This window comes from Pedobacter sp. Bi126, from assembly GCF_918698245.1.
Taxonomy (GTDB): domain Bacteria; phylum Bacteroidota; class Bacteroidia; order Sphingobacteriales; family Sphingobacteriaceae; genus Pedobacter.
The window spans coordinates 238241-258637 of the sequence record NZ_CAKKMS010000004.1 but is presented as its reverse complement, the minus strand read 5'-3'; the positions used below and the strand labels follow the sequence as shown (position 1 = coordinate 258637).

The 20397-nt window shown below is 38.7% G+C and carries 20 protein-coding genes; 10 read left to right on the top strand and 10 right to left on the bottom strand.

Going from position 1 to position 20397, the window contains the following annotated elements; translation table 11 throughout:
- Nucleotides 1-17: 17 nt before the first annotated feature.
- Complete coding sequence (locus LQ201_RS16000; protein WP_230144454.1) at nucleotides 18-881, top strand: transglutaminase-like domain-containing protein; 864 nt, start codon at nucleotides 18-20, stop codon at nucleotides 879-881.
- 15 nt (nucleotides 882-896) lie between these two features.
- On the top strand, nucleotides 897-2018 hold the full coding sequence (locus tag LQ201_RS15995) for a glycoside hydrolase family 18 protein (RefSeq protein WP_230144453.1): 1122 nt from the start codon (nucleotides 897-899) through the stop codon (nucleotides 2016-2018).
- On the opposite strand, the gene LQ201_RS15990 is transcribed toward LQ201_RS15995, so the two are convergent.
- From LQ201_RS15990 to LQ201_RS15965, 6 genes are all read right to left on the bottom strand, one after another.
- Nucleotides 2013-2495 (bottom strand): CAP domain-containing protein, encoded by a 483-nt coding sequence (locus tag LQ201_RS15990; protein ID WP_230144452.1) that lies wholly within the window; start codon nucleotides 2493-2495, stop codon nucleotides 2013-2015. The two genes, LQ201_RS15995 and LQ201_RS15990, sit on opposite strands and share 6 nt — an antisense overlap.
- A gap of 69 nt (nucleotides 2496-2564) precedes the next feature.
- Nucleotides 2565-3392, bottom strand: coding sequence for a glycoside hydrolase (locus LQ201_RS15985; protein WP_230144451.1), 828 nt, complete (start codon nucleotides 3390-3392; stop codon nucleotides 2565-2567).
- Nucleotides 3393-3792: 400 nt separating this feature from the next.
- The gene (locus LQ201_RS15980) at nucleotides 3793-4632 is read right to left on the bottom strand and encodes a DUF4595 domain-containing protein (protein WP_230144450.1); all 840 of its coding nucleotides are present in this window, start codon (nucleotides 4630-4632) and stop codon (nucleotides 3793-3795) included.
- A gap of 40 nt (nucleotides 4633-4672) precedes the next feature.
- Complete coding sequence (locus tag LQ201_RS15975) at nucleotides 4673-5587, bottom strand: alpha/beta hydrolase (protein ID WP_230144449.1); 915 nt, start codon at nucleotides 5585-5587, stop codon at nucleotides 4673-4675.
- Nucleotides 5588-5597: 10 nt separating this feature from the next.
- Nucleotides 5598-6672 (bottom strand): peptide chain release factor 2 gene (gene prfB, locus LQ201_RS15970; RefSeq protein WP_131030342.1). Its coding sequence is split into 2 segments (ribosomal slippage): nucleotides 5598-6611 and nucleotides 6613-6672, totalling 1074 coding nucleotides; the frame shifts between segments, so codons are not numbered across the junction.
- Between the two features lie 159 nt (nucleotides 6673-6831).
- Nucleotides 6832-8136, bottom strand: coding sequence for an amidohydrolase (locus LQ201_RS15965; RefSeq protein WP_230144448.1), 1305 nt, complete (start codon nucleotides 8134-8136; stop codon nucleotides 6832-6834).
- A 50-nt stretch (nucleotides 8137-8186) separates the two neighbouring features.
- Here LQ201_RS15965 and LQ201_RS15960 point away from each other — a divergent pair, with 50 nt between their 5' ends.
- Nucleotides 8187-8360 (top strand): hypothetical protein, encoded by a 174-nt coding sequence (locus LQ201_RS15960; protein ID WP_230144447.1) that lies wholly within the window; start codon nucleotides 8187-8189, stop codon nucleotides 8358-8360.
- Between the two features lie 13 nt (nucleotides 8361-8373).
- On the opposite strand, the gene LQ201_RS15955 is transcribed toward LQ201_RS15960, so the two are convergent.
- Entirely contained in the window at nucleotides 8374-8883 is a 510-nt protein-coding gene (locus LQ201_RS15955) for a hypothetical protein (RefSeq protein ID WP_230144446.1), read from the bottom strand.
- Between the two features lie 157 nt (nucleotides 8884-9040).
- On the opposite strand from LQ201_RS15955, the gene pgi reads away from it, so the two are divergent.
- The 7 genes from pgi (at nucleotide 9041) to LQ201_RS15920 (ending at nucleotide 17079) form a co-directional block, all read left to right on the top strand.
- Nucleotides 9041-10687 (top strand): glucose-6-phosphate isomerase, encoded by a 1647-nt coding sequence (gene pgi, locus LQ201_RS15950; protein WP_230144445.1) that lies wholly within the window; start codon nucleotides 9041-9043, stop codon nucleotides 10685-10687.
- A gap of 167 nt (nucleotides 10688-10854) precedes the next feature.
- Nucleotides 10855-12168: a pitrilysin family protein gene (locus LQ201_RS15945; protein WP_230144444.1), complete on the top strand. Its 1314-nt coding sequence runs from the start codon at nucleotides 10855-10857 to the stop codon at nucleotides 12166-12168.
- A gap of 33 nt (nucleotides 12169-12201) precedes the next feature.
- On the top strand, nucleotides 12202-14280 hold the full coding sequence (locus LQ201_RS15940) for a pitrilysin family protein (RefSeq protein ID WP_230144443.1): 2079 nt from the start codon (nucleotides 12202-12204) through the stop codon (nucleotides 14278-14280).
- Nucleotides 14281-14669: 389 nt separating this feature from the next.
- Nucleotides 14670-15038: a cytochrome c gene (locus LQ201_RS15935; protein ID WP_230144442.1), complete on the top strand. Its 369-nt coding sequence runs from the start codon at nucleotides 14670-14672 to the stop codon at nucleotides 15036-15038.
- A 58-nt stretch (nucleotides 15039-15096) separates the two neighbouring features.
- Nucleotides 15097-15639, top strand: coding sequence for a YceI family protein (locus tag LQ201_RS15930; protein ID WP_230144441.1), 543 nt, complete (start codon nucleotides 15097-15099; stop codon nucleotides 15637-15639).
- A 6-nt stretch (nucleotides 15640-15645) separates the two neighbouring features.
- Nucleotides 15646-16593, top strand: a complete 948-nt coding sequence (locus tag LQ201_RS15925) for a DUF5777 family beta-barrel protein (protein WP_230144440.1) — start codon at nucleotides 15646-15648, stop codon at nucleotides 16591-16593.
- A gap of 33 nt (nucleotides 16594-16626) precedes the next feature.
- The gene (locus LQ201_RS15920; RefSeq protein WP_230144439.1) at nucleotides 16627-17079 is read left to right on the top strand and encodes a ubiquinol-cytochrome c reductase iron-sulfur subunit; all 453 of its coding nucleotides are present in this window, start codon (nucleotides 16627-16629) and stop codon (nucleotides 17077-17079) included.
- A 60-nt stretch (nucleotides 17080-17139) separates the two neighbouring features.
- Here LQ201_RS15920 and LQ201_RS15915 read toward each other — a convergent pair whose 3' ends face one another.
- The 3 genes from LQ201_RS15915 to LQ201_RS15905 are packed head-to-tail and all read right to left on the bottom strand — an operon-like array spanning nucleotide 17140 to nucleotide 20373.
- Nucleotides 17140-18282, bottom strand: a complete 1143-nt coding sequence (locus LQ201_RS15915) for an ABC transporter permease (protein ID WP_230144438.1) — start codon at nucleotides 18280-18282, stop codon at nucleotides 17140-17142.
- Nucleotides 18282-19418 (bottom strand): glycosyltransferase, encoded by a 1137-nt coding sequence (locus LQ201_RS15910; RefSeq protein WP_230144437.1) that lies wholly within the window; start codon nucleotides 19416-19418, stop codon nucleotides 18282-18284. Before LQ201_RS15910 ends, LQ201_RS15915 begins: the two co-directional genes overlap by 1 nt.
- Nucleotides 19396-20373, bottom strand: coding sequence for a lysylphosphatidylglycerol synthase domain-containing protein (locus tag LQ201_RS15905; protein WP_230144436.1), 978 nt, complete (start codon nucleotides 20371-20373; stop codon nucleotides 19396-19398). Before LQ201_RS15905 ends, LQ201_RS15910 begins: the two co-directional genes overlap by 23 nt.
- Between the last annotated feature and the right edge of the window lie 24 nt (nucleotides 20374-20397).

The window sequence follows — 20397 nt, the reverse complement described above, 5'->3', positions numbered from 1 at the left end:
AAACGTAGGTATGTTTTATGGAAAATAACGCAGAGATAAGTGCTTTAGTAAAATTGTTGGATGATCCTGACGAGGAAGTTTTCCATCATGTAGAGAAGAAACTGCTTGAATATGGTGGCGAAGTAATACATTTTTTAGAAAATGCCTGGGAACAGTCTTTTGATGGCTTGTTACAGGAGCGAATTGAAAACATTGTTCATCAGATCCAGTTTAAAACGGTTAAAGAAGATTTAAACTTATGGTATTTAAGTGGTGCTTTTGATTTATTGCAGGGTGCTTTGATTATTAACCGGTACCAATATCCGGATTTAGATGAGCAAAAGGTAATTAACCAGCTGGAAGAAATTAAAAGAGATATCTGGTTGGGCCTTCAGTATGAAATGAGTTCGGTTGAAAAAGTTAAACTGATCAATCACGTTTTGTATCAACAATATGGTTTTGGTGGCAATACGAAAAATCACCACGACCCTCAAAATTCTTATTTAAACCAGGTTTTAGAAAGTAAAAAGGGTAATCAGATTTCGCTGGCCATTATCTATTCTACCCTGGCACAGAAATTAGATCTGCCTGTTTATGGAATAAACTTACCACAGCACTTTATTTTGGGTTATATAGACGATAGCAAACAGGAAGGAAGCGAATATGGCGTGCTTTTCTACATTAATGCTTTTAACCGTGGCAATATCTTCGGCAAACATGATGTGGATCAGTTTCTTCGTCAGCTTAATTTAGAGGCGCTGCCCGAATATTACAGGCCTTGCAGCAATAGCGATATTATCCGCCGGGTAATCAGAAACCTGATTTCGGCTTATGAAAATGCAGGGGCTACCGATAAAGTTGCCGAATTGAACGAACTTCAAGATATTATTGCCGAAAAATAGTTTACCCAGATCCCCATGCACAAAAGAAAGCTTACCGCATCTACTGTACTGTTCTGCATTACAGCCATCATCTCCTTATCATTTTTGAGTACTCAATCAAAAGCTCAAAAAACAATTAAACCAAATGTTATTGCCTATTACACCGGACAAAATTCAGTAATAGATAGCTTTCCGATCGAAAAACTGAGTCACCTGATCTACAGTTTTGGGCACTTAAAGGGCGATAGCTTAAACATTAACTCGGCGAAGGATTCAGCCTTAATTACTAAAATGGTGGCCTTAAAAAAACGGAATCCTGATTTAAAGGTGATGATTGCCATGGGTGGCTGGAGTGCCTGCAAAGATTGTTCTGAAGTTTTCAGCAGGGCTGAGGGACGAAAAACATTTGCCAAAACCACTAAAGAAATACTCGATTTTTTCCATGCCGATGGGATAGACATTGACTGGGAATACCCGGCAGTAGTTGGCTATCCTGGGCACAGATATACAGTTGACGATAAACATAATTTCACTTTACTGATTAAAGAACTCCGTAAAAAACTAGGTAAAAAGGCCGAAATCAGCTTTGCTGCAGGCGGTACAAAAAACTGCATCGATTCTTGTTTCGAATGGGATAAAGTAATGCCTCTGGTAAACCGGGTTAATGTTATGAGCTACGATCTGGTAAGCGGATATGCGACACAAAGCGGCCACCATACCCCGTTGTATGCTACCGCACAGCAATCTTTATCAGGCGATTACGCTGTAAAAGCTTTAATAGATTTAGGTGTACCCGCACAAAAAATTGCTTTAGGAGCAGCTTTTTATGCCCGTATTTTTGAAAACAGCACCTATGCCAACCAGGGATTATACCAGCCTACCAAATTTTTAAGCGGTGTTTCTTTTAAGGATTTTAAAAAGCAGTTCACTGCAGAAAATGGCTATAATTATTATTGGGACGAGAAAGCCAAAGCCCCATATTATTATAATCCACAAACAAAATACCTTGCCACTTTTGACGATCCGAAATCAATTTCATTAAAAACCAAATATGTAATTGATCAAAAATTAAATGGCATCATGTTCTGGGAATTAACAGATGATGCTTACACAGATGGACTATTGGATGTGATTGATAAAACGATAAAAGAATTATAATGGATTACCAAAGGTTACCACCCAGTAATTTTGGGCCATGCCCACACCAGCTTCTTTACTATTAGCATCCATCATGGCTTTACAATGGCTTACACTATTTTTCCATGCAGCAATTACCTGATCTGCCTGACTATATCCCTTAGCTAAGTTTTCTGCTCTAAAATCACCTGTATAACCGGCATTTAATGCACGCTCCGCAGGAGTACCGCCTTCAGGAGATAAATGATCAAAATAGTTTTGTTTTGCCATATCTTTGGCATGAGTTATTGCGGCATTTTGCAGTTGGTTATTTAATGATAGGGTGGGTACCGGAGGCATGTATGCTGTGCCACAATTACACCCACTTTGCCTTAACAGATTAATTTTAGCAATTACCAAATTAACATCATTCTCTGGCACAGCCACTTCATCCTTTTTACACTGTGCAAATAAAATGCAGAGCAGTATACAGGCAAACATGCTTAGGCATTTTTTCATATTTATTTTATGCTACAAAAGGAGGTAGCTATAAAGCTACCTCCGAAAGTGAATATTTATTTTTATAAATTAAAAAGCTCTTTCTCTACCCATATAAACATTTTTACCGGTATAGAAAGTATTGCCAGAAGGGCCTGGAGAGCCGCTATCGCCTTCCATTTGCATATTAATGATTAGCCACATGGGTTTATTTACCGAATTACTCATGGTATGCTTGGCTACCCAAACGTTATCAATATAATAATGGCAATCTACATCTGTTGCACTTACTTTATTATACCAGCATTTGTAATTATGGTATGAGCCTGCGTTAGAAACTGCGGTGAGTTTATTCTCCCAACCACCATCATAAGTATTCTGCCAATTTGTGTTATTGCCCTTAAATTCCATAATATCACTTTCAGGTGGCCATGAATTAACGCCGGTAATCCAAAAAGCAGGCCAGGTTCCTTTACTGGTTGGTACAGCAAAATCGCCAGAAATGGTATAACTGGGAAACTGATCATTAATTACAACCTGTTGTTTGGCGTAACAGGCACCTGAATTGTACCAAATTGCAATATTGGTAAAACCATTGGCGGTACTGTTTCCTGGAGATGAAGCCAGGCGGGTGGCTTTAATGGTGAGAACACCTCCGCTTAACGAGAGCTGGTTATGATTTGAGGTACTCCCTACCATACGTGCAGAACCATTATGATCGGTACCCCAGGGATAATTATAATTCCATTGTGCCTCAAAATTAGTATAGTTGGCAAGAGAATTACCATCTATTAATGTTTCCCAGGCTTTAACCTGTCCGTTTTCTTGTTTAACTTCTTCTTTCTCTTTCTTACAAGATAGAAGCACCACAAACATGCATGTAAATAACATACACCATTTCATTTTTTCATTTCTCATTTTTTTTGAATTAGGTAAATATTTGGTTAATTGTAAGGCATTAGGATGTGATCAATAGACTGTAAATCAATAACTAACAAATACAAAAGATTTCAGTGACCACTGTAGGGTAGACAAGGTTGATTGGTATTTTTTCCATAAGATTTGGTTAGGTTATAATATCATCTCAATTTTAAATCGACATGCTTGTAAGCAAAGATATACGCGGGCTGATCAAAAAATGAGGGGCTAAATCGTAAAAAAAGAGTGGTAAAATGAGCGTTTTACATCATTTTTCTTAATACGGGTTATTTTCTGTTTCTGATGGTTAGGCGTTTAATTTTTATTGACGAAAAAAAAGCCCACAAAAACAAAAGCCTGATCATGGTTATGATCAGGCTTTCAATGAAATTTTTTATATCTATTTACAAGTATAATTTAAGCTATATTTTACATTGTAAGTATCCGTTTGAACTGGTCCACTGCTTGGATAAAAAGTAGAAAGCACCGAAAACGATACCGATGTAGCGTTTCCTTTTCCATCGTATTGATAACCGAAGGTATAAACAGCATCAGTAAAAGGATCACCATCACCGTCCACCGTTTTTGCTGTGCCTTTAAGCAATACATTTTTAGATTGTTTCCCAAAATATCCACCAGGGAAATAATCAACATGATAAGAAAGTGGATCCGCAATCTCGTATGTGTTTACCGCATTTTCTGTTGAATATACATAGGTAGTGGTTTCTGTGTAGCCAAGGTGAGCATCAACTGAAACTGCTTTTACTAAATTGCCGTTAGCATAAGTTAAGTTATCAGTTGTATTTAATTCTCCGTTTAAATAATTTTTCACCTGAATTAAATAACCATCTGCGTTGTAGGTGTATTTTCTGGTATAACTATAACTAACCCCACCTCCACTAATAACGCCATCACTCCCACTCGATATTGCCCTTCCATTTTCCAAAACGATTTCAGACACATTCCCATCCCCATCAGTAGCGGTAATTTTATTTGCCGTATATACATAATTACTCGTCTGACCATCGGTAGTGGTTGCTTTCGAAATCCTACCAGAAGCGTCGTAAGTAAAGTTAAGCGTGTAAGTGCCTAAAACATCAAGATCAGCCTTTAAACTGGCTAGCTTGCAGCCATTTCCATTAGGATCAAGCTTGGCATTCCAATTAATTTCTTTTTTACAACTTGCTATTGATATGATAGCCACAAAAGCTACCATAACATATTTAATTGTTTTTTGCATTAAAATTTCCGGTTAAGAGGTTAAAATATCAGTAAAGATATTAAAATTTCTCTTTTTTCATCCAGTCAGCCAACAAGTTAAACCAATCTACATCCGAAGTTCTGTTGATTAAGCCGAAACCGTGACCACCTTTCTCATACAGATAAATATCGGTATCTACCTTATGCTGCTTTAGTGCCTCATTCATTAAAACACTATTTTCGAAAGGAACAGTTTTATCATCCTTCGCATGCACAAAGAAGACAGGGGGTGTTTTCTTGTTTACATTTTTATTGGCAGAAAAATAATGTTTTAAACTATCGGCAGGGTTCGGTCCCAATAAATTCTTCATGGTACCAGTGTGTACAGATTCTTCAAAACTGATTACAGGATAAATTAATGCAGCGAAATTTGGCCTAAGATCTATCTTTTCCGGATCGGAAATCTTAAGATCGTTATAATGGGCAACCAAAGTTGAGGCAAAATGCCCCCCGGCAGAAAAGCCCATAATCCCGATTTTGTTGGCCTTAATCCCATATTTTTTTGCATTTTTCCTGATCAGGTAAATGGCCTGCTGTGCATCCTGCAATGGGCCATAAGTTTTATCAACCATAATCTGATCGCTCGGTAACCGGTACTTCAATACAAAAGCCGTAACTCCAATTGCATTAAATCTTTTGGCTACATCGGTTCCTTCATGGCTAAATGCCAAAGCGCCATAACCACCACCCGGACAAATAATTACTGCAGTTCCTTTAGCAATATTTTTAGGTGCTTCGAAAACCGTAAACGTAGGTACCGATACTTTGGTAACACTCAGGGTACCATTTGCACGTACTTCAGTATTTTCTACATAATCAGCAGGTGTAGTTTTAGCGCCCGGAATTTCACCTGAATATAACGGTACAACTTCTTGGGCACTCGAATAGTTAACTGCCATAAACAATAACATGATAAGGATGGATGATTTTGCCATTTGTTTTAGATTAAAATTCCATTAAATATGCTTTTAAAAACCCGTTAATATCGCCATTCAAAACCGCATCAGGATTGGAGGTTTGATAATTGGTCCGGTGATCTTTTACCCTTCTATCATCCAACACATAACTTCTGATCTGCGAACCCCATTCTATTTTCTTTTTCGATCCCTCTACCGCAGCAATTGCTTCGTTACGTTTTCGTTCCTCAATTTCATACAATTGAGATTTTAATAGCCGGATAGCATTCTCTTTATTCTGTAACTGCGATCGCGACTCCTGATTTTTAATAATAATACCCGAAGGTTTGTGGTATAAACGTACAGCTGTTTCAACTTTGTTTACGTTTTGTCCGCCTGCTCCACCAGCCCTAAATGTTTCGAATTCTATATCAGCAGGATTAATATCAATCTGTATGGTATCGTCAACCAGGGGATAAACATAAACAGAAGCGAAAGAGGTATGCCTACGGGCGTTCGAATCGAATGGAGAAATCCGAACCAAACGATGCACACCATTTTCGCCTTTCAGATAACCATATGAGAAATCGCCATCAAACTGAAGCGTTACCGATTTTATACCGGCAACCTCCCCTTCCTGGCTATCCTGTTCGGTAATTTTATAACCGTTCTTTTCTCCCCACATCATATACATGCGCATCAGCATATAAGCCCAATCACAGCTTTCAGTTCCACCAGCTCCAGCTGTAATCTGTAAAACGGCAGAAAGCTGGTCTTCCTTGCTACGGAGCATGTTTTTAAGTTCCAGTTCTTCTACGGCAGTTTTACTGATCTCGAACTGGTCTTGCAGCTCCGCTTCCGAGGCATCGCCCGATTGAAAAAACTCAAACATTACCGCAGCATCTTCAACAGCATTATTGGTTTGGTTAAAGCCATCCGTCCATTTTTTCTTTGAACTGATTTCGGCAAGAATTTTTTCTGCTTTTTTAGGGTCGTCCCAGAAATCGGGAGCCATTGTTAATTTTTCTTCTTCGCGGATGGCGTAAAGTAGCTCATCAACGTCAAAGATACCTCCTCAGCGACGTTACTCTGTCCCTTAAATCCTGAATATTTTCTTTGGTCATGAAACAAATATATAAAATCGCTTTGAGCATAGTGCATGGCGGAAAGCGATTTCAATTAAACAGCCCCCTTTACTGTTTGTTAATCAATTTTATTTTCTTTCTTAATCCATCAGGCACCATGACTAATTAACCAGTGACAAATGAATTAATGAACCACCCTTATTTCTTCATCGACATGTAATCTAAAGTAAGATTAGATAATAATTTAACCCCTAAAACAAAACCGCCTTCATCAAGATAAAAATCCGGTGTGTGGTGCGATGCTGCTTTTAAAGGATCTTTACCTTTTGGCATTCCTCCTAAAAACACAAATAAACCTGGTACTTTTTCCTGAAAGAAGGAGAAATCTTCTGCGCCTGTAACTGGTGGTTTTAATTTCACGTGATCCTTACCTGCCGTCGATTCCATGCTTGGCAACATCTTTTCGGTTAGCGCAATGTTATTAAAAGTAACCGGATAATGGTTGCTATAAGGGATTTTGACTTCTGCTGTTGCACCGCCTGCTTCAGCCGTTTTGGTTACGATGGTTTTAATCCTTTCGATAAACATGGCCTCATCTTCCTTACTAAAGTTGCGTACCGTACCTAACATTTCTACCTTTTCGGGAATAATATTCGACCGTACACCACCATTAATAGCACCAATGGTAACTACACCTGGGTTTTCGGTCACATTTAAATTCCTGCTTACTATGGTTTGCAGGCTATTGATAATCTGGGCTGAAACCACCACCGGATCGATACTGCTCCATGGATAAGCCCCATGTGCCTGACGGCCAGTAACGGTAATTTTCATATCGTTTACTGCTGCCATCGTCCCCCCCGGGCGGTAAGTTACATCGCCAACTTCGGTTTGAGAATTGATGTGTAAACCGAAAATTACATCAACTTTAGGGTTTTCGAGTACGCCCTCCTTAATCATTAATGCAGCCCCACCTTCATCTCCAGCAGGCACACCTTCCTCAGCGGGTTGAAATATGAATTTCACCGTCCCCTGGATATCTTTTTGCATAGAAGCCAGCACTTCTGCTACGCCCATTAAAATAGCCACGTGACTATCATGTCCACAGGCATGCATTACGCCAACCTCTTGTCCGTTATACTGGGTTTTTACCTTCGAAGCAAACGGAACATCTACCCGCTCGGTAACCGGCAAGCCATCCATATCGGCACGCAAAGCCACAACTGGCCCAGGTTTACCTCCTTTTAGCACACCAACTACGCCTGTTTTGGCTACACCTGTTTTTACTTGTATACCCAAAGATTCTAAATGTTTTGCAATAATGCCAGCTGTTCTTACTTCTGTATTTCCCAATTCGGGATGTTCGTGAAAATCGCGCCTCCAGGTAATTACTTTTTGTTCGATGGCATCAGCTTTTTTTGAAACCAATGGCCTCAAATCTGATTTTTGGGCGAAAGAATTTAATGCCAGTAGGGAAAAACCGATCAGGAATATTTTCTTCATAAATGAATTATTTAGTTTAGGTGCCCTAAGCTAAACAATTTTAAGGAGAGATGGAATTTGGTCTTGCCAGAACAGACAACAACAGTATTTCTGCGGGCATCGACGCAAAGGTTTCCGGTATAGACTTTAGGATTGTCAACTTTAATGGCAGGTTTGCCATTAAAGTTGACAACTCTTCTCAAATATATATTTTTACAGGTGGATCTGAAGGAAATGAATCCTAAAAATCAGCAATATTTAATTAAACATTCCCTTTAGCTTATCCATAATGCCGCCACCTCCTGCCTGCCCCGGCTGCTGCGCCTGCCCACCACCATTAAACATTCCGACTACATCACTTACATCAAATTTACCATCATCACCGCCCAAACTTCCCAAAACATCTTTAATGTTAAAAGAGCTATCGTTCGGGTCGTTTGTTTTTTGGGTAAACTTGGCAATCAGGCCCGGAATAATACTTGCTGCCAAAGATTTCGCTGTATCAGCATTAATGCCCAAGCCACTTAATTTATCCATAAAATTCCCCGAAGCCTGCTCAGCAACCTGGGTACCTTCTGCTTTATTACCGTTAAATATATCGGTTAATGCACCAATATTACCTGATGACACCTGATCTTTCAGCGTATCGAAGATAGAACCCGATGCAGCCTGGATTACCGCTTCATTTTGTTCGTTCGGAATGGCAGTATTGTTTACAACACTTTCCTGGACGTTTTCACGCACCATATTATTTAAATTTTCTAACATAACGTAGAATTTAAAGGTTAAAATAATTAATGAACTAACAGGGATGGTGTATTAAAGTTAATGTGTTTAATCGACATTAAAAATTCTTATTCATTTAGAACATTAAAAAGACCATTTTAAATTTTTGCTTTATTACTTTTACAAAAAAACAAAGATTATGTTACCTAAAGTAAATTTCACAGAAACTGAGGCCTACAAGTATTTAGCCGATCATTTTATAGATATTAACCAAAAAAGCATTAAAGATCTTTTTGCTGAGGATGCAGATCGTTTCAATAAGTTTTCTGTTTTTTTTGAGGATATTCTGCTAGATTATAGCAAGAACCGCATCAGCGATGAAACACTAGCACTATTGATTCAATTGGCGCGCGAGTGTAAATTGGATGAAGCTATAAAATCGATGTACAACGGCGATAAAATTAATGAAACGGAAGACCGGTCGGTACTTCATATTGCCTTACGTAATTTAAGCAATACGCCAATTTTAGTTGATGGTAAAGATGTGATGCCCGAAGTAAATGCAGTACTGGCTAAAATGGAGAAATTTAGCAACAGCATCATTAGCGGCGAATGGAAAGGTTATACAGGCAAGGCCATTACTGATGTGGTTAATATTGGTATCGGTGGGTCAGATTTAGGCCCAGTAATGGTTACCGAAGCGTTAAAACATTATAAAAACCACTTAAACATTCACTTTGTTTCGAATATTGATGGCACACACATCGCCGAAACATTAGCAGATTTAAATGCCGAGACAACATTAGTCTTGGTCGCATCAAAAACTTTTACCACACAAGAAACCATGACGAACGCACACTCTGCACGCGCTTGGTTTTTGGATAAAGGTGGAAAAGAAAGTGATATTGCTAAACACTTTGCTGCATTATCAACCAATGCGAAAGACGTATCAGCTTTTGGTATCGATACCGAAAATATGTTTGAGTTTTGGGATTGGGTTGGTGGCCGCTACTCATTATGGAGTGCTATCGGTTTATCCATCTCACTAAGTATAGGCTTCGATAATTTTAAACAATTGTTAGCTGGCGCCCACGCAACTGATAACCATTTTAAAACCGCTGAATTTGAAAGCAACTTACCTGTAATTTTAGGTTTGTTAGGGGTTTGGTATATCAATTTCTACAATGCAGAAACACAGGTTATTTTACCTTACGACCAATATATGCACCGTTTTGCTGCGTATTTCCAACAGGGAGATATGGAAAGCAATGGTAAACACGTAGATAGGAACGGTAATGAAGTTGATTATGAAACCGGACCGATTATCTGGGGTGAGCCCGGAACAAATGGCCAGCATGCCTTTTATCAGTTAATCCACCAGGGTACCAGAATTATCCCAGCCGATTTTATTGCTCCGGCACAGAGCTTAAACCCACTAGGCGATCATCATCCAATTTTACTATCAAACTTCTTTGCACAAACAGAAGCTTTAATGAATGGTAAAACCGAAGAAGAAGTAACCGCTGAGTTAAAGAAAGAAGGCAAATCTGATTCAGAAATTGAAAAAATTGCGCCGTTTAAAGTATTTGAAGGCAATCGCCCAACAAACTCTATCTTATTGAAAAAAGTAACGCCATATACTCTAGGTAGTTTAGTTGCCATGTACGAACATAAGATATTTGTTCAGGGAATTATCTGGAACATCTTTAGTTTCGACCAGTGGGGAGTAGAACTTGGCAAGCAATTGGCCAAAAAAATTCTTCCAGAGCTGGAGGGCAGCGAAAAAGTTTCGAGCCATGATAGCTCTACCAACGGCTTAATTAACCAATACAAGGCCTGGAGATAAAATATATTAAAAAAAGCGAGTGTAAATACTCGCTTTTTTTGTTTAAATCCATAATTTAGGCCATCCTTATTATTCTTCACGCTGGTGAAAAATCCAAATTAACTTATTAATGAAATAGTTGCTCGCTTTCGCCTTTGATTATTTCTAATCATTAAAACAAACTATCAATGAAAAAAAGAATTCTCTTTGCTTTGGCTATTTCCGGTCTGTGCTTAAGTGCTTCTGCCCAAAAAGTACAGTTTACGGAATTTGACCTTGACAATGGCCTCCATGTCATTCTACACCAAGACAAAACCGCTCCAGTAGTTGCCGTTTCGGTAATGTATCATGTTGGTTCTAAAGATGAAGAAACCCAGCGTACGGGTTTTGCTCATTTTTTCGAACACTTATTATTCGAAGGTTCGGATAATATCAAAAAAGGTGAATTTATGAAATTAGTGAGCAGTAACGGCGGGCAGAACAATGCCAATACTTCTCAAGACCGCACCTTTTATTATGAACTTTTTCCATCAAACCAATTAGAACTCGGTTTATGGTTAGAAAGTGAAAGAATGTTACACCCCGTAATTAACGAAGGTGGAGTAAAAACACAAAATGAGGTAGTAAAAGAAGAAAAACGTTTACGCATAGACAACTCTCCTTACGGAAAATTTACAGAGAAAATTTTCGCTCATTTGTTTGATGGGCACCCTTACCGTTGGCAGCCAATTGGTTCAATGGAGCACTTAGATGCTGCAAAATTGAGCGAGTTTATTGCTTTCTTTAAAAAATATTATGTTCCTAATAATGCGGTTTTAACAATTGCCGGCGATTTAGATATAGAGAAGACCAAAGCTTTAGTAAAATCATACTTTGCCGAAGTACCTAAAGGTGCACCAATTGTTCGTCAAGAATACAAATTACCAGAAATTACCAAAGAAATTATCGATACGGCTTATGATGCCAACATTCAGATCCCGGCCATCTTTGCGGCTTACCGCGTACCAGGAATGAAGAGTAGAGAAAGCAAGGTTTTGGGTATGATCAGCTCTATTTTATCAGAAGGTGGAAGTTCGAGATTAAGTACTAAAATGGTCGATCAAAAGAAAACAGCCCTGCAGGTTGCTGCTTTTAACTATTCGCTTGAAGATTATGGCGCTTATATCACCTTAGCTTTACCCAATAAGAATACACCGCTTAACGATTTATTAAAAGATATTGATGAAGAAGTTTTACGTCTTCAAACCGATTTGATTAGCGAAAGTGATTATAAAAAACTGCAGAATAAATTCGAAAACAACTATGTAAGTGCAAACAGTAAAATGTTGGGTGTAGCCGAAAACCTTGCCGATGGTTATACTTTCCATGATAAGGATACAAATGATATCAACAAGGAATTAGAGGTAATCAGATCCATCACCCGTGAGGAGATCAGAGACGTTGCTAAAAAATACCTGAACAAAAACCAAAGAGTTGTATTGTATTACTTACCTAAGAAATAAGCTGATCGCTTTTTCATTTTAATTATTAAAAACATGAAGAAATTATTCATTATAGCTGCAGTTTCCTTATTGGCTCAAGGTATTTCAGCACAAACAATAGATCGAAGCCACAAACCAAAACCAGGTCCGGCACCCATTATTACCGTTGGCGATCCTGTGATTTATAAATTAGCGAATGGCATCACTGTTTTGGTGGTAGAAAACCACAAACTACCAAAAGTAGCAGCAAGCTATAGTATCGATGCAGGTCCCATTACTGAAGGTGCTAAAGCAGGCGTTGTAGGCTTGATGGGCAGTATGCTGAACGAGGGAACCACAACTAAAACAAAAGCACAATTTGACGAAGCGGTAGATCAGCTTGGCGCTGATGTAAGTGCAGGGGCATATGGTGGCTCTGCTTCTGCTTTAACCCGTTATTTTCCTGAGGCCTTTGCTTTAATGGCGGAGGGTATCCGTAAACCTGCTTTTCCTGCAGAATCTTTCGAAAAACTAAAATCGCAAACCATTACTGGATTAAAATCTAACGAAAAAAGTGCAAAAGCCATTTCAGCACGTGTGGTAAATGCATTGGCTTATGGCAAAAACCATCCTTATGGAGAGTTTGAAACGGAAGCTTCTATTACAGGCATTACTTTAAACGATGTAAAAGCGGCTTATAAGAAATACATTACCCCATCTAGAGGTTATTTAACTTTTGTGGGTGATATTAAACCAGGAGCAGCAAAAGCTTTGGCAGAGAAAGCCTTTGGCGATTGGAAAGGAACTGCCTTAACTTTACCAGTACTTACTAAAGTTGCTAATCCTGCCAAAACAGAAGTTGACATCATTAATGTTAGCAATGCTGTTCAATCTGAAATTACAGTTGTGAACTTAATCGACCTGCCAATGAGCAGCCCAGATTATTTCCCGATTTTATTGGCAAACCAGATTTTAGGTGGTGGCTCTGAATCGAGATTATTTGATAACCTCCGCGAGAAACATGGCTTTACTTATGGTGCATATTCAAGCACAGGCTCAGGCCGTTTCCAATCTAAATTTTCGGCCAATGCAGCAGTTAGAAACGAAAAAGTTGATAGTGCAGTGGTGGAATTTTTAAGAGAAATTAATACGATCCGCACTACAAAGGTAACTGCTGATGAATTACAGAACGCGAAGAATCTTTTCAACGGATCGTTTGCCTTGGGTTTAGAAAATCCGGCACGTACTGCAGGTTTTGCAAGCAATATCTTGATTAATAACTTACCAAAGGATTTTTACCGTACTTACTTACAAAAGATTAATGCCGTAACAACCGATGATATTTTAAGGGTAACCAAAAAATACTTTAACCACGATAATACTCGCATTGTTATTGTGGGTAAAACTGATGCGTTTGCGGCAGGCTTAACTAAGGCAGGTTTTAAAACACAGGTTTATGATAACTATGCGAATGCAGTTAAAGCAGCCGAAACTACTGCTGTACCAACAGCTGCTCCTGCAGAAATTATCAAGAACTACATTAAAGCCATTGGCGGTGAAGAAGCCATTAAAAAAATCACTTCATTACAGCAAAATGGTGAAATGGAAATGCAAGGTCAAAAGCTTACCGTTACCATGAAAAACATGGCGCCTAACTTAAGCAGCATGGAAATTTCTATGGGCGGCCAAACGGCAATGAAACAGGTTTACAATGGTAAAACAGGTTATGCGATGCAAATGGGCCAAAAAGCTGAATTAACTGGCGATGACCTGGCTGAAAAGAAAGATGATAAAGGTTATGGTAGTCAAGTGTACTACGCAACTGATGGAACTAAAATTGAAGCAGCCGGAACAGCGAAAGTAGGTACTGCTGACGCTTTTAAATTAAATATCACTTCGCCATCGGGCAAAAAGAAAACTGAATATTACGATACCAAATCGGGTTTACTTTTAAAAGATGAAAGTACCACGACCAAAGGTGGGGCTGAAATTAGCCAGTCTACAGAATATTCAAACTACAAGAAAATTGGCGATGTATTATTTCCATTTACCTTAACTCAATCGGTGGCAACCCCACAAGGTGCTCAGGAGTTTTCAGTCGTAATTAAAGAAATTAAAATTAATCCTCCATTAAAAGCCGAAGATTTTAATTAGGTTTTAGATACAATTTATCTCGAAAGCCGTCCCGATTTAAAAATCGGGACGGCTTTTTTTTTTGTTTTTTTTATTGCAGGCAACCAATTGTAAAAAGTGCACGTAACGATTAAGATTTCAATAGAAATTATTTAAAAACCCATGGTTATTACAAAAACAGCGATAGTTTTCAAATAAACAAAACATAAATCTTAAAAAATTCGGATATGGCTGCAAAAAAACAAGTTATCGCAATTTTATTTGCTGTATTTCTGATCATGTTATGCCTATCGGTAAAAGCAAAAAACAATTCGGCCATCCCTGCAAAAAAATCCATTACCCTGTACCATAATCGAATATGAGGATATAAATATGAATCTACCACCAATTTTAATCTTAACTAAATACCTATGAAAAAACAAAATTCAATCTTTTTATTAGCCGCAATTACAGCCATGCTTTTTGCCTGCTCTAAAAAACAAGCAGAAGAATTAAAGCCCGAAACACCAACACCCAATGGCCCTACGCCTGTAACCACTGCGAATGTAACCTACACAAATTTTGCCGGGGCATTGTTTCAAACCAAATGTAACAGCTGCCATGGCCCTAATGGGGGAATGAAAGGGGTATGGGCACTGAATGGTTTAGCCTCTATAAAAAATGATGCACGTGTAGCTAATTCTGTTCTGGTTACCAAAACAATGCCAAGAGGTGGATCGATAACCACCAGCGAAAGGGAATTATTACAATCCTGGGTTGATAAAGGCATGCCAGAATAATAAGCAAGGATTAACGCTAATCAAGATGGTTCCATTAAAAATTTAAACAGATACACCGATGCAAAAACTACTTTTCACCTTAATAGCCTTGTTATTATGCACAGGCATAAAAGCGCAGATATGGGTAAGTAAAAATGTAACTTCTTCATTTTTCTCTTCAACACCTGTTGAAGATATAGATGCGTTGAGCAAAACAGGCGCTTCGGCCCTCAATGTCAAAACCAACGATATCATTTTCAAAATCAACAATACTTCTTTTCAGTTTAAGAAAAAGTTGATGCAGGAACATTTTAACGAAAACTATATTGAAAGCGACAAATACCCAACTTCAGATTTTAAAGGAAAAATTATAGAACAGATTGATTTTTCGAAACCAGGCACTTATCCAATTACCATAAAAGGGAACCTACAGATCCATGGGGTTACCAAAGAATATCAGGTTAAAGGTTCGCTGGTTATCACAGCTGACGAGGTAAAGGCTACTTCGGCTTTTAATGTAAAACTTGCCGATCATGCCATCAAAATCCCAACAATTGTTTTCAAACAAATTGCCGAAACCATACAGGTAAAAATGACGGCTACTTATCAACCTAAAAAATAAAACCTTATGAAATATCATCTAAAATCACTTTTATACTTGTTTGCCCTTTGTTTACCAATAGTTGCTTCTGCACAGGATTCGCTCGAAAATGCATTGCAGATGCCTGTAGAAAAAAAAAATGTAAAGGCCACATTTAAAGCAACCAAACTCATTAACATCCAAACCAATGAAACCATTTACAAAAATGAGATGGATTTCAGGGTAGATCACCGGTTTGGAGACATTGCCGGATCAGGGGGCGGGATTAAAAACTTTTTCGGTCTGGATCAATCTACCGACATCCGCATTGGTTTTGAATATGGAATCAGCGATAAACTTTCTGTAGGCTTAGCCAGGGCAAAAGGCGCCGGAATTGTAACACAATTGTACGAAGGAAACTTAAAATATCGGTTACTGGAACAAACAGATGATGAAAAAGTACCCGTAGCGGTAACCTTGTTTGGCAGTACAACCATTGCAGCCGTAAAAGCTTCAACTGATCCGACAGCGGTGAATGCTTACAGCAAATTTCAAGATCGTTTGACCTATGTGGTGCAAGCTGTAATTGCCCGTAAATTTAATTCGAACTTCTCAATGCTGGTCATGCCGTCGTATATACACCGCAACTTTACTGTTTTCGGAGATCAGAACGATATGCTTGCACTGTCGGTTGGTGGGCGTATTAAGATCACTAAACGGATGGCTTTTGTTGCCGATTATACCATTCCATTCAGAGATAAAGATAAAAAAGCCTACCTCGAAAACACCTTGGGAACGCAATATTACAAGACACTTGGTGCCGGACTTGAGTTTGAAACTGGCGGTCATATTTTCCACCTTAATTTCACCAATGCCACGGCCATACAGGAATCGCAATTTATTACCGATACCAATACTTCTTGGCTTAAGGGACAATACCGTTGGGGTTTTAGTATTGCCCGAAGGTTCTCTTTCGATAAGAAGAAAGCAAAGTAGATCAAATTCAACCAAATAAAAACTTAAACAATTATGGAACGTAACGAATTTATCAAATCATTGGGGCTGGGTGTTGCCATGGTTTGTACCGGAGCTTGCTTTTCTGCCTGTGGTAAAAAAAGTGATGCACCAGAACCCGACAAACCAAAGGGCGGTGGTGTTCCTTCGGGTACTACCGCAAGTGTAGATCTAAGTACGCAATTACTAGCTGTTGGTGCATCCATTACTGTAAACAGCATATTGTTTATCCGTACCGCAACAGGGAATGCCAGCACCTCATTTGTGGCGACACAGGCAGCTTGCCCACACCAGGGCGGTGCATTGAGTTTTATCCAGGCCAGCAATTATATTCAATGTGGCTTACATAGTTCGAGATATACCACTTCGGGTAGCATTTTGGCCCAACCAAATGATGGTGGCACCACGAGTGCGCTAAAAGTTTATCCGCTTACTGTTTCAGGAAACACACTGACTGCTACAGCCTAAGTTTTTGTTTTTAAGGGTAAAGCAGTATCGTAATTGGTACTGCTTTTTTTATGATATTGATTAAACAGTTACATTTTGTCCTTTTACATCAAAGGCATCGCGTAAGCCTATAGCCAGTACATTAAAGGCATAAACAGTAAACATAATGGCTAAACCGGGCAAAACAGCTAAGTAGGCTGCATCCATAATAATATAACCATAATGTTCCTTAATCATGCTTCCCCAGCTTGGCATAGGTGGCTGAGCGCCAAAGCCTAAAAAGCTTAAGCCTGTTTCCAGCAATATGGCTGAGGCAAAATTTGATGAGGCAACAACTAAAATTGGTCCCGCGATGTTTGGTAGTATATGTTTGATAATGGTTCTGCTCGTGCTAAAGCCCAAGGCCCTTGCGGCCTCTACAAATTCGACTTCTTTTAAAGCCATTACCTGCCCGCGTACCAACCTTGCTACATCGACCCAGGTTGATAAGCCTACCGCAATAAAAATCTGCCAAAAACCCTTGCCTAAAGCGAATGATATGGCGATTACCAACAGTAACGAGGGCAGTGACCAAACTACGTTCATAAACCAACTGATGGCTGCGTCTACGCGACCACCAAAATAGCCAGCAATGGCTCCTAAACTCACGCCAATAAAAAGAGAGATAAGCACGGCCATTAAACCTACAGATAACGAAACTCTGATACCTAAAATCAACCGGCTTAATAAATCACGTCCGTAAATATCTGTACCTAAAATATAAGTCTTTTTATAAATGTTATTTTTTTCGAAAAGCGCCTGCGGGCTCCCTATTTTGGAGAGTACTACGCAAGAAGGGCACAAATCCTTAAGTTCATACTTCGTTTCCTTGGCTTTTTCATCATCACCAATATATTCCTGTACAAAAACATTTTTACCTTTTATCTTGTAAGAAGTAATCGGGATACTTTTAAAAGTTGGTGTTTGCCCGTTTAACATTCTTTCGAAAAAGTTAAGCTTTTCTACTTTCGGGCTCCTACTGATAATTAAAAACGTAAATGTACTTCCGGGTTTCTTTTTGTTTAACTGGAGAATCTGAACGTTCGCATTTGGAGAATCATCAGGCATAATTAAGTAGCCCAAAATACCCATTACCATCAAAAGTAAAATAAAGACCAATCCGCCGAAGGCAAATTTATTCCGTTTAAACTTTAACCATACTTTTTTTGATGGGCTATTATCCATTATCTAACCATTCTGCCTTTCCAATTGTATTTTCCGCTGTTTCCAGCAATGCCGATGTACACCATATAAAGCACATGCAGCACATTTAAAACCGGGATTAAAATGAGTAAACTGCGCCTTTTTGCAAAGCCCGTTACATCCCATAAAAATAAGGTTTCTAAAATCATTTTAACCAATAGTTGATAAAATGTAATGGTCAAAAAACCCGGAATAAAAAGCCCGGTGATAAAGTTTGCCAGAATAGTGAGGTTAAAGATCCAAATCAGAACCCCTAACACGATAATAGCCTTATTTTTATAACGGGTACTTTTAGAAGCCCAACGTTTGCGTTGCTGAATAAATGCGCCCAAGGTTTCTTTTGCATGTGTATACACAATGGCTTCTCTATTTTTGAGAAAACCGATCTGATCAGGATACTTGGCAGCAATTTTATGCAACAGTAGCTCATCATCACCTGAAGCCAGGTCATCTATGCCCTGAAAGCCACCAACTTCATAAAAGGTTGTTTTCGCGTAAGCTAAATTTGCTCCGTTACAGGTAGAGGGTTCCTTATTGCCAATAGTAGAGGCCCCCAAGCCGATCAGGTATAGAAACTCTAACGACTGCAGACGCTCAAAGAAACTTTTCTCCTGAAAATAGGCTACCGGAGAGGAGATCATTTTATAATTTTTCTGCTCATATAGGTTTACAATGGTAGCCAGCCAATCTGCGCCCATCCTGCAATCGGCATCAGTAGTGATAATCAGATCGCCAGAACAAGTCCCTATTGCAGTTTGTATAGCCTTTTTTTTGTATGAATTCAGGGCCCTATCTTCATTCAGCTTAATCAGTTTCACATTCCGGTCTGCATAACTTAACACAATTTCTGCCGTACGATCGGTAGAATGGTCATCGATAATAATAATTTCGGTTAAAACCTTAGGGTATCGCTGTGCAACCAGGTCATCAATGGTTTTAGTGATATTGGCTTCCTCATCCCTTGCGGCAACAATGATAGAAACTTTGGTTTGAGGATCGGACTTTTGTGGAGTAAAATAAACCAGGTTATGCCATCCTCTGATAAAATTAAGGACCAAAAAACCATAGATTAAGGTTAAAGCAGCAGATACTAGACTAATTAGATTTAAGATTTCCAAAAAAATTGAGTTTAAAAACGAAATAAGTGCCTAAGATAGCAGGAATTATAATATTTATGAGCCAAATACTTGCAGTACATGCAATAACGGCCACATGCTGATCAGTTACGTGTTTAAATAATTCAACAGCGGTAACACTCCTGATACCCACATCAAAAAGATCAAGTGACGGTAATGCCGATTGTACCAAAAAGAGCAAACAGGTCATCATGATGATATCTGCATAATGCAAACCCGGCACCAACCATACAAACAAGATGAAGTATTGTGAGCTAAACACCAAATAGCGAACAAAACAATAAGTGATGATTTTGAATAGTTCCCTTTTTCGATACCTCGCTAAAATGCTGTAAAATTTCTTGTATTTCCTGGTAAGTTTAAAGGATAGCAAAATGCCGTTTAACCATCGGATGTTAAAGTAGAAGATCAGGAAAAACAGGCAGAAAAATACCGCGAGAAATACCATGGCGATAAAAAGTACACGGTCGATCGGAATAAAACGATAAACAAAAAAACAGGCGGCTATGGCTCCAAAAACATTCGTTAATACCAGTTGACCGATGCTGCCCACACTCATGGCAACTATGCCTACAATCCTTCTTTTAGGTGACAGGAAAAATACCCTTCCTCCATACTCTCCTAGCCTGTTGGGTGTAAAAATGGCCAGTGTTAATCCGCAAAATACCGATTCGATAGCGCGATAAAAACTGATAGACTCGATGTGGCTCATGAGGTATTTCCATTTTCCCGCCTCCAAAAACCAATTCACAAACATCAATAACACCACGATACCGATTACCGTAATAATTTCTGTTTGAGGGATATTTTTTAATAATGCACTGAAATCGTGCAGATTTTTATTCGCAACGAGCTTATGGTAAATAAACCAAAAAGCAAATATTACGATTGCAGCTTTGATGAAGATTGATAATATTTTTTTGTTCCTGCCTGTCAAGATTATCTTTTTAGTTTGCAAATA

Excerpts from the sequence above, each read along its gene's own strand:
- LQ201_RS16000 (WP_230144454.1), top strand. The coding sequence starts at position 18 with ATGGAAAATAACGCAGAGATAAGTGCTTTAGTAAAATTGTTGGATGAT.
- LQ201_RS15995 (WP_230144453.1), top strand. The coding sequence starts at position 897 with ATGCACAAAAGAAAGCTTACCGCATCTACTGTACTGTTCTGCATTACA.
- LQ201_RS15990 (WP_230144452.1), bottom strand. The coding sequence starts at position 2,495 with ATGAAAAAATGCCTAAGCATGTTTGCCTGTATACTGCTCTGCATTTTA.
- LQ201_RS15985 (WP_230144451.1), bottom strand. The coding sequence starts at position 3,392 with ATGAGAAATGAAAAAATGAAATGGTGTATGTTATTTACATGCATGTTT.
- LQ201_RS15980 (WP_230144450.1), bottom strand. The coding sequence starts at position 4,632 with ATGCAAAAAACAATTAAATATGTTATGGTAGCTTTTGTGGCTATCATA.
- LQ201_RS15975 (WP_230144449.1), bottom strand. The coding sequence starts at position 5,587 with ATGGCAAAATCATCCATCCTTATCATGTTATTGTTTATGGCAGTTAAC.
- LQ201_RS15965 (WP_230144448.1), bottom strand. The coding sequence starts at position 8,136 with ATGAAGAAAATATTCCTGATCGGTTTTTCCCTACTGGCATTAAATTCT.
- LQ201_RS15960 (WP_230144447.1), top strand. The coding sequence starts at position 8,187 with ATGGAATTTGGTCTTGCCAGAACAGACAACAACAGTATTTCTGCGGGC.
- LQ201_RS15955 (WP_230144446.1), bottom strand. The coding sequence starts at position 8,883 with ATGTTAGAAAATTTAAATAATATGGTGCGTGAAAACGTCCAGGAAAGT.
- pgi (WP_230144445.1), top strand. The coding sequence starts at position 9,041 with ATGTTACCTAAAGTAAATTTCACAGAAACTGAGGCCTACAAGTATTTA.
- LQ201_RS15945 (WP_230144444.1), top strand. The coding sequence starts at position 10,855 with ATGAAAAAAAGAATTCTCTTTGCTTTGGCTATTTCCGGTCTGTGCTTA.
- LQ201_RS15940 (WP_230144443.1), top strand. The coding sequence starts at position 12,202 with ATGAAGAAATTATTCATTATAGCTGCAGTTTCCTTATTGGCTCAAGGT.
- LQ201_RS15935 (WP_230144442.1), top strand. The coding sequence starts at position 14,670 with ATGAAAAAACAAAATTCAATCTTTTTATTAGCCGCAATTACAGCCATG.
- LQ201_RS15930 (WP_230144441.1), top strand. The coding sequence starts at position 15,097 with ATGCAAAAACTACTTTTCACCTTAATAGCCTTGTTATTATGCACAGGC.
- LQ201_RS15925 (WP_230144440.1), top strand. The coding sequence starts at position 15,646 with ATGAAATATCATCTAAAATCACTTTTATACTTGTTTGCCCTTTGTTTA.
- LQ201_RS15920 (WP_230144439.1), top strand. The coding sequence starts at position 16,627 with ATGGAACGTAACGAATTTATCAAATCATTGGGGCTGGGTGTTGCCATG.
- LQ201_RS15915 (WP_230144438.1), bottom strand. The coding sequence starts at position 18,282 with ATGGATAATAGCCCATCAAAAAAAGTATGGTTAAAGTTTAAACGGAAT.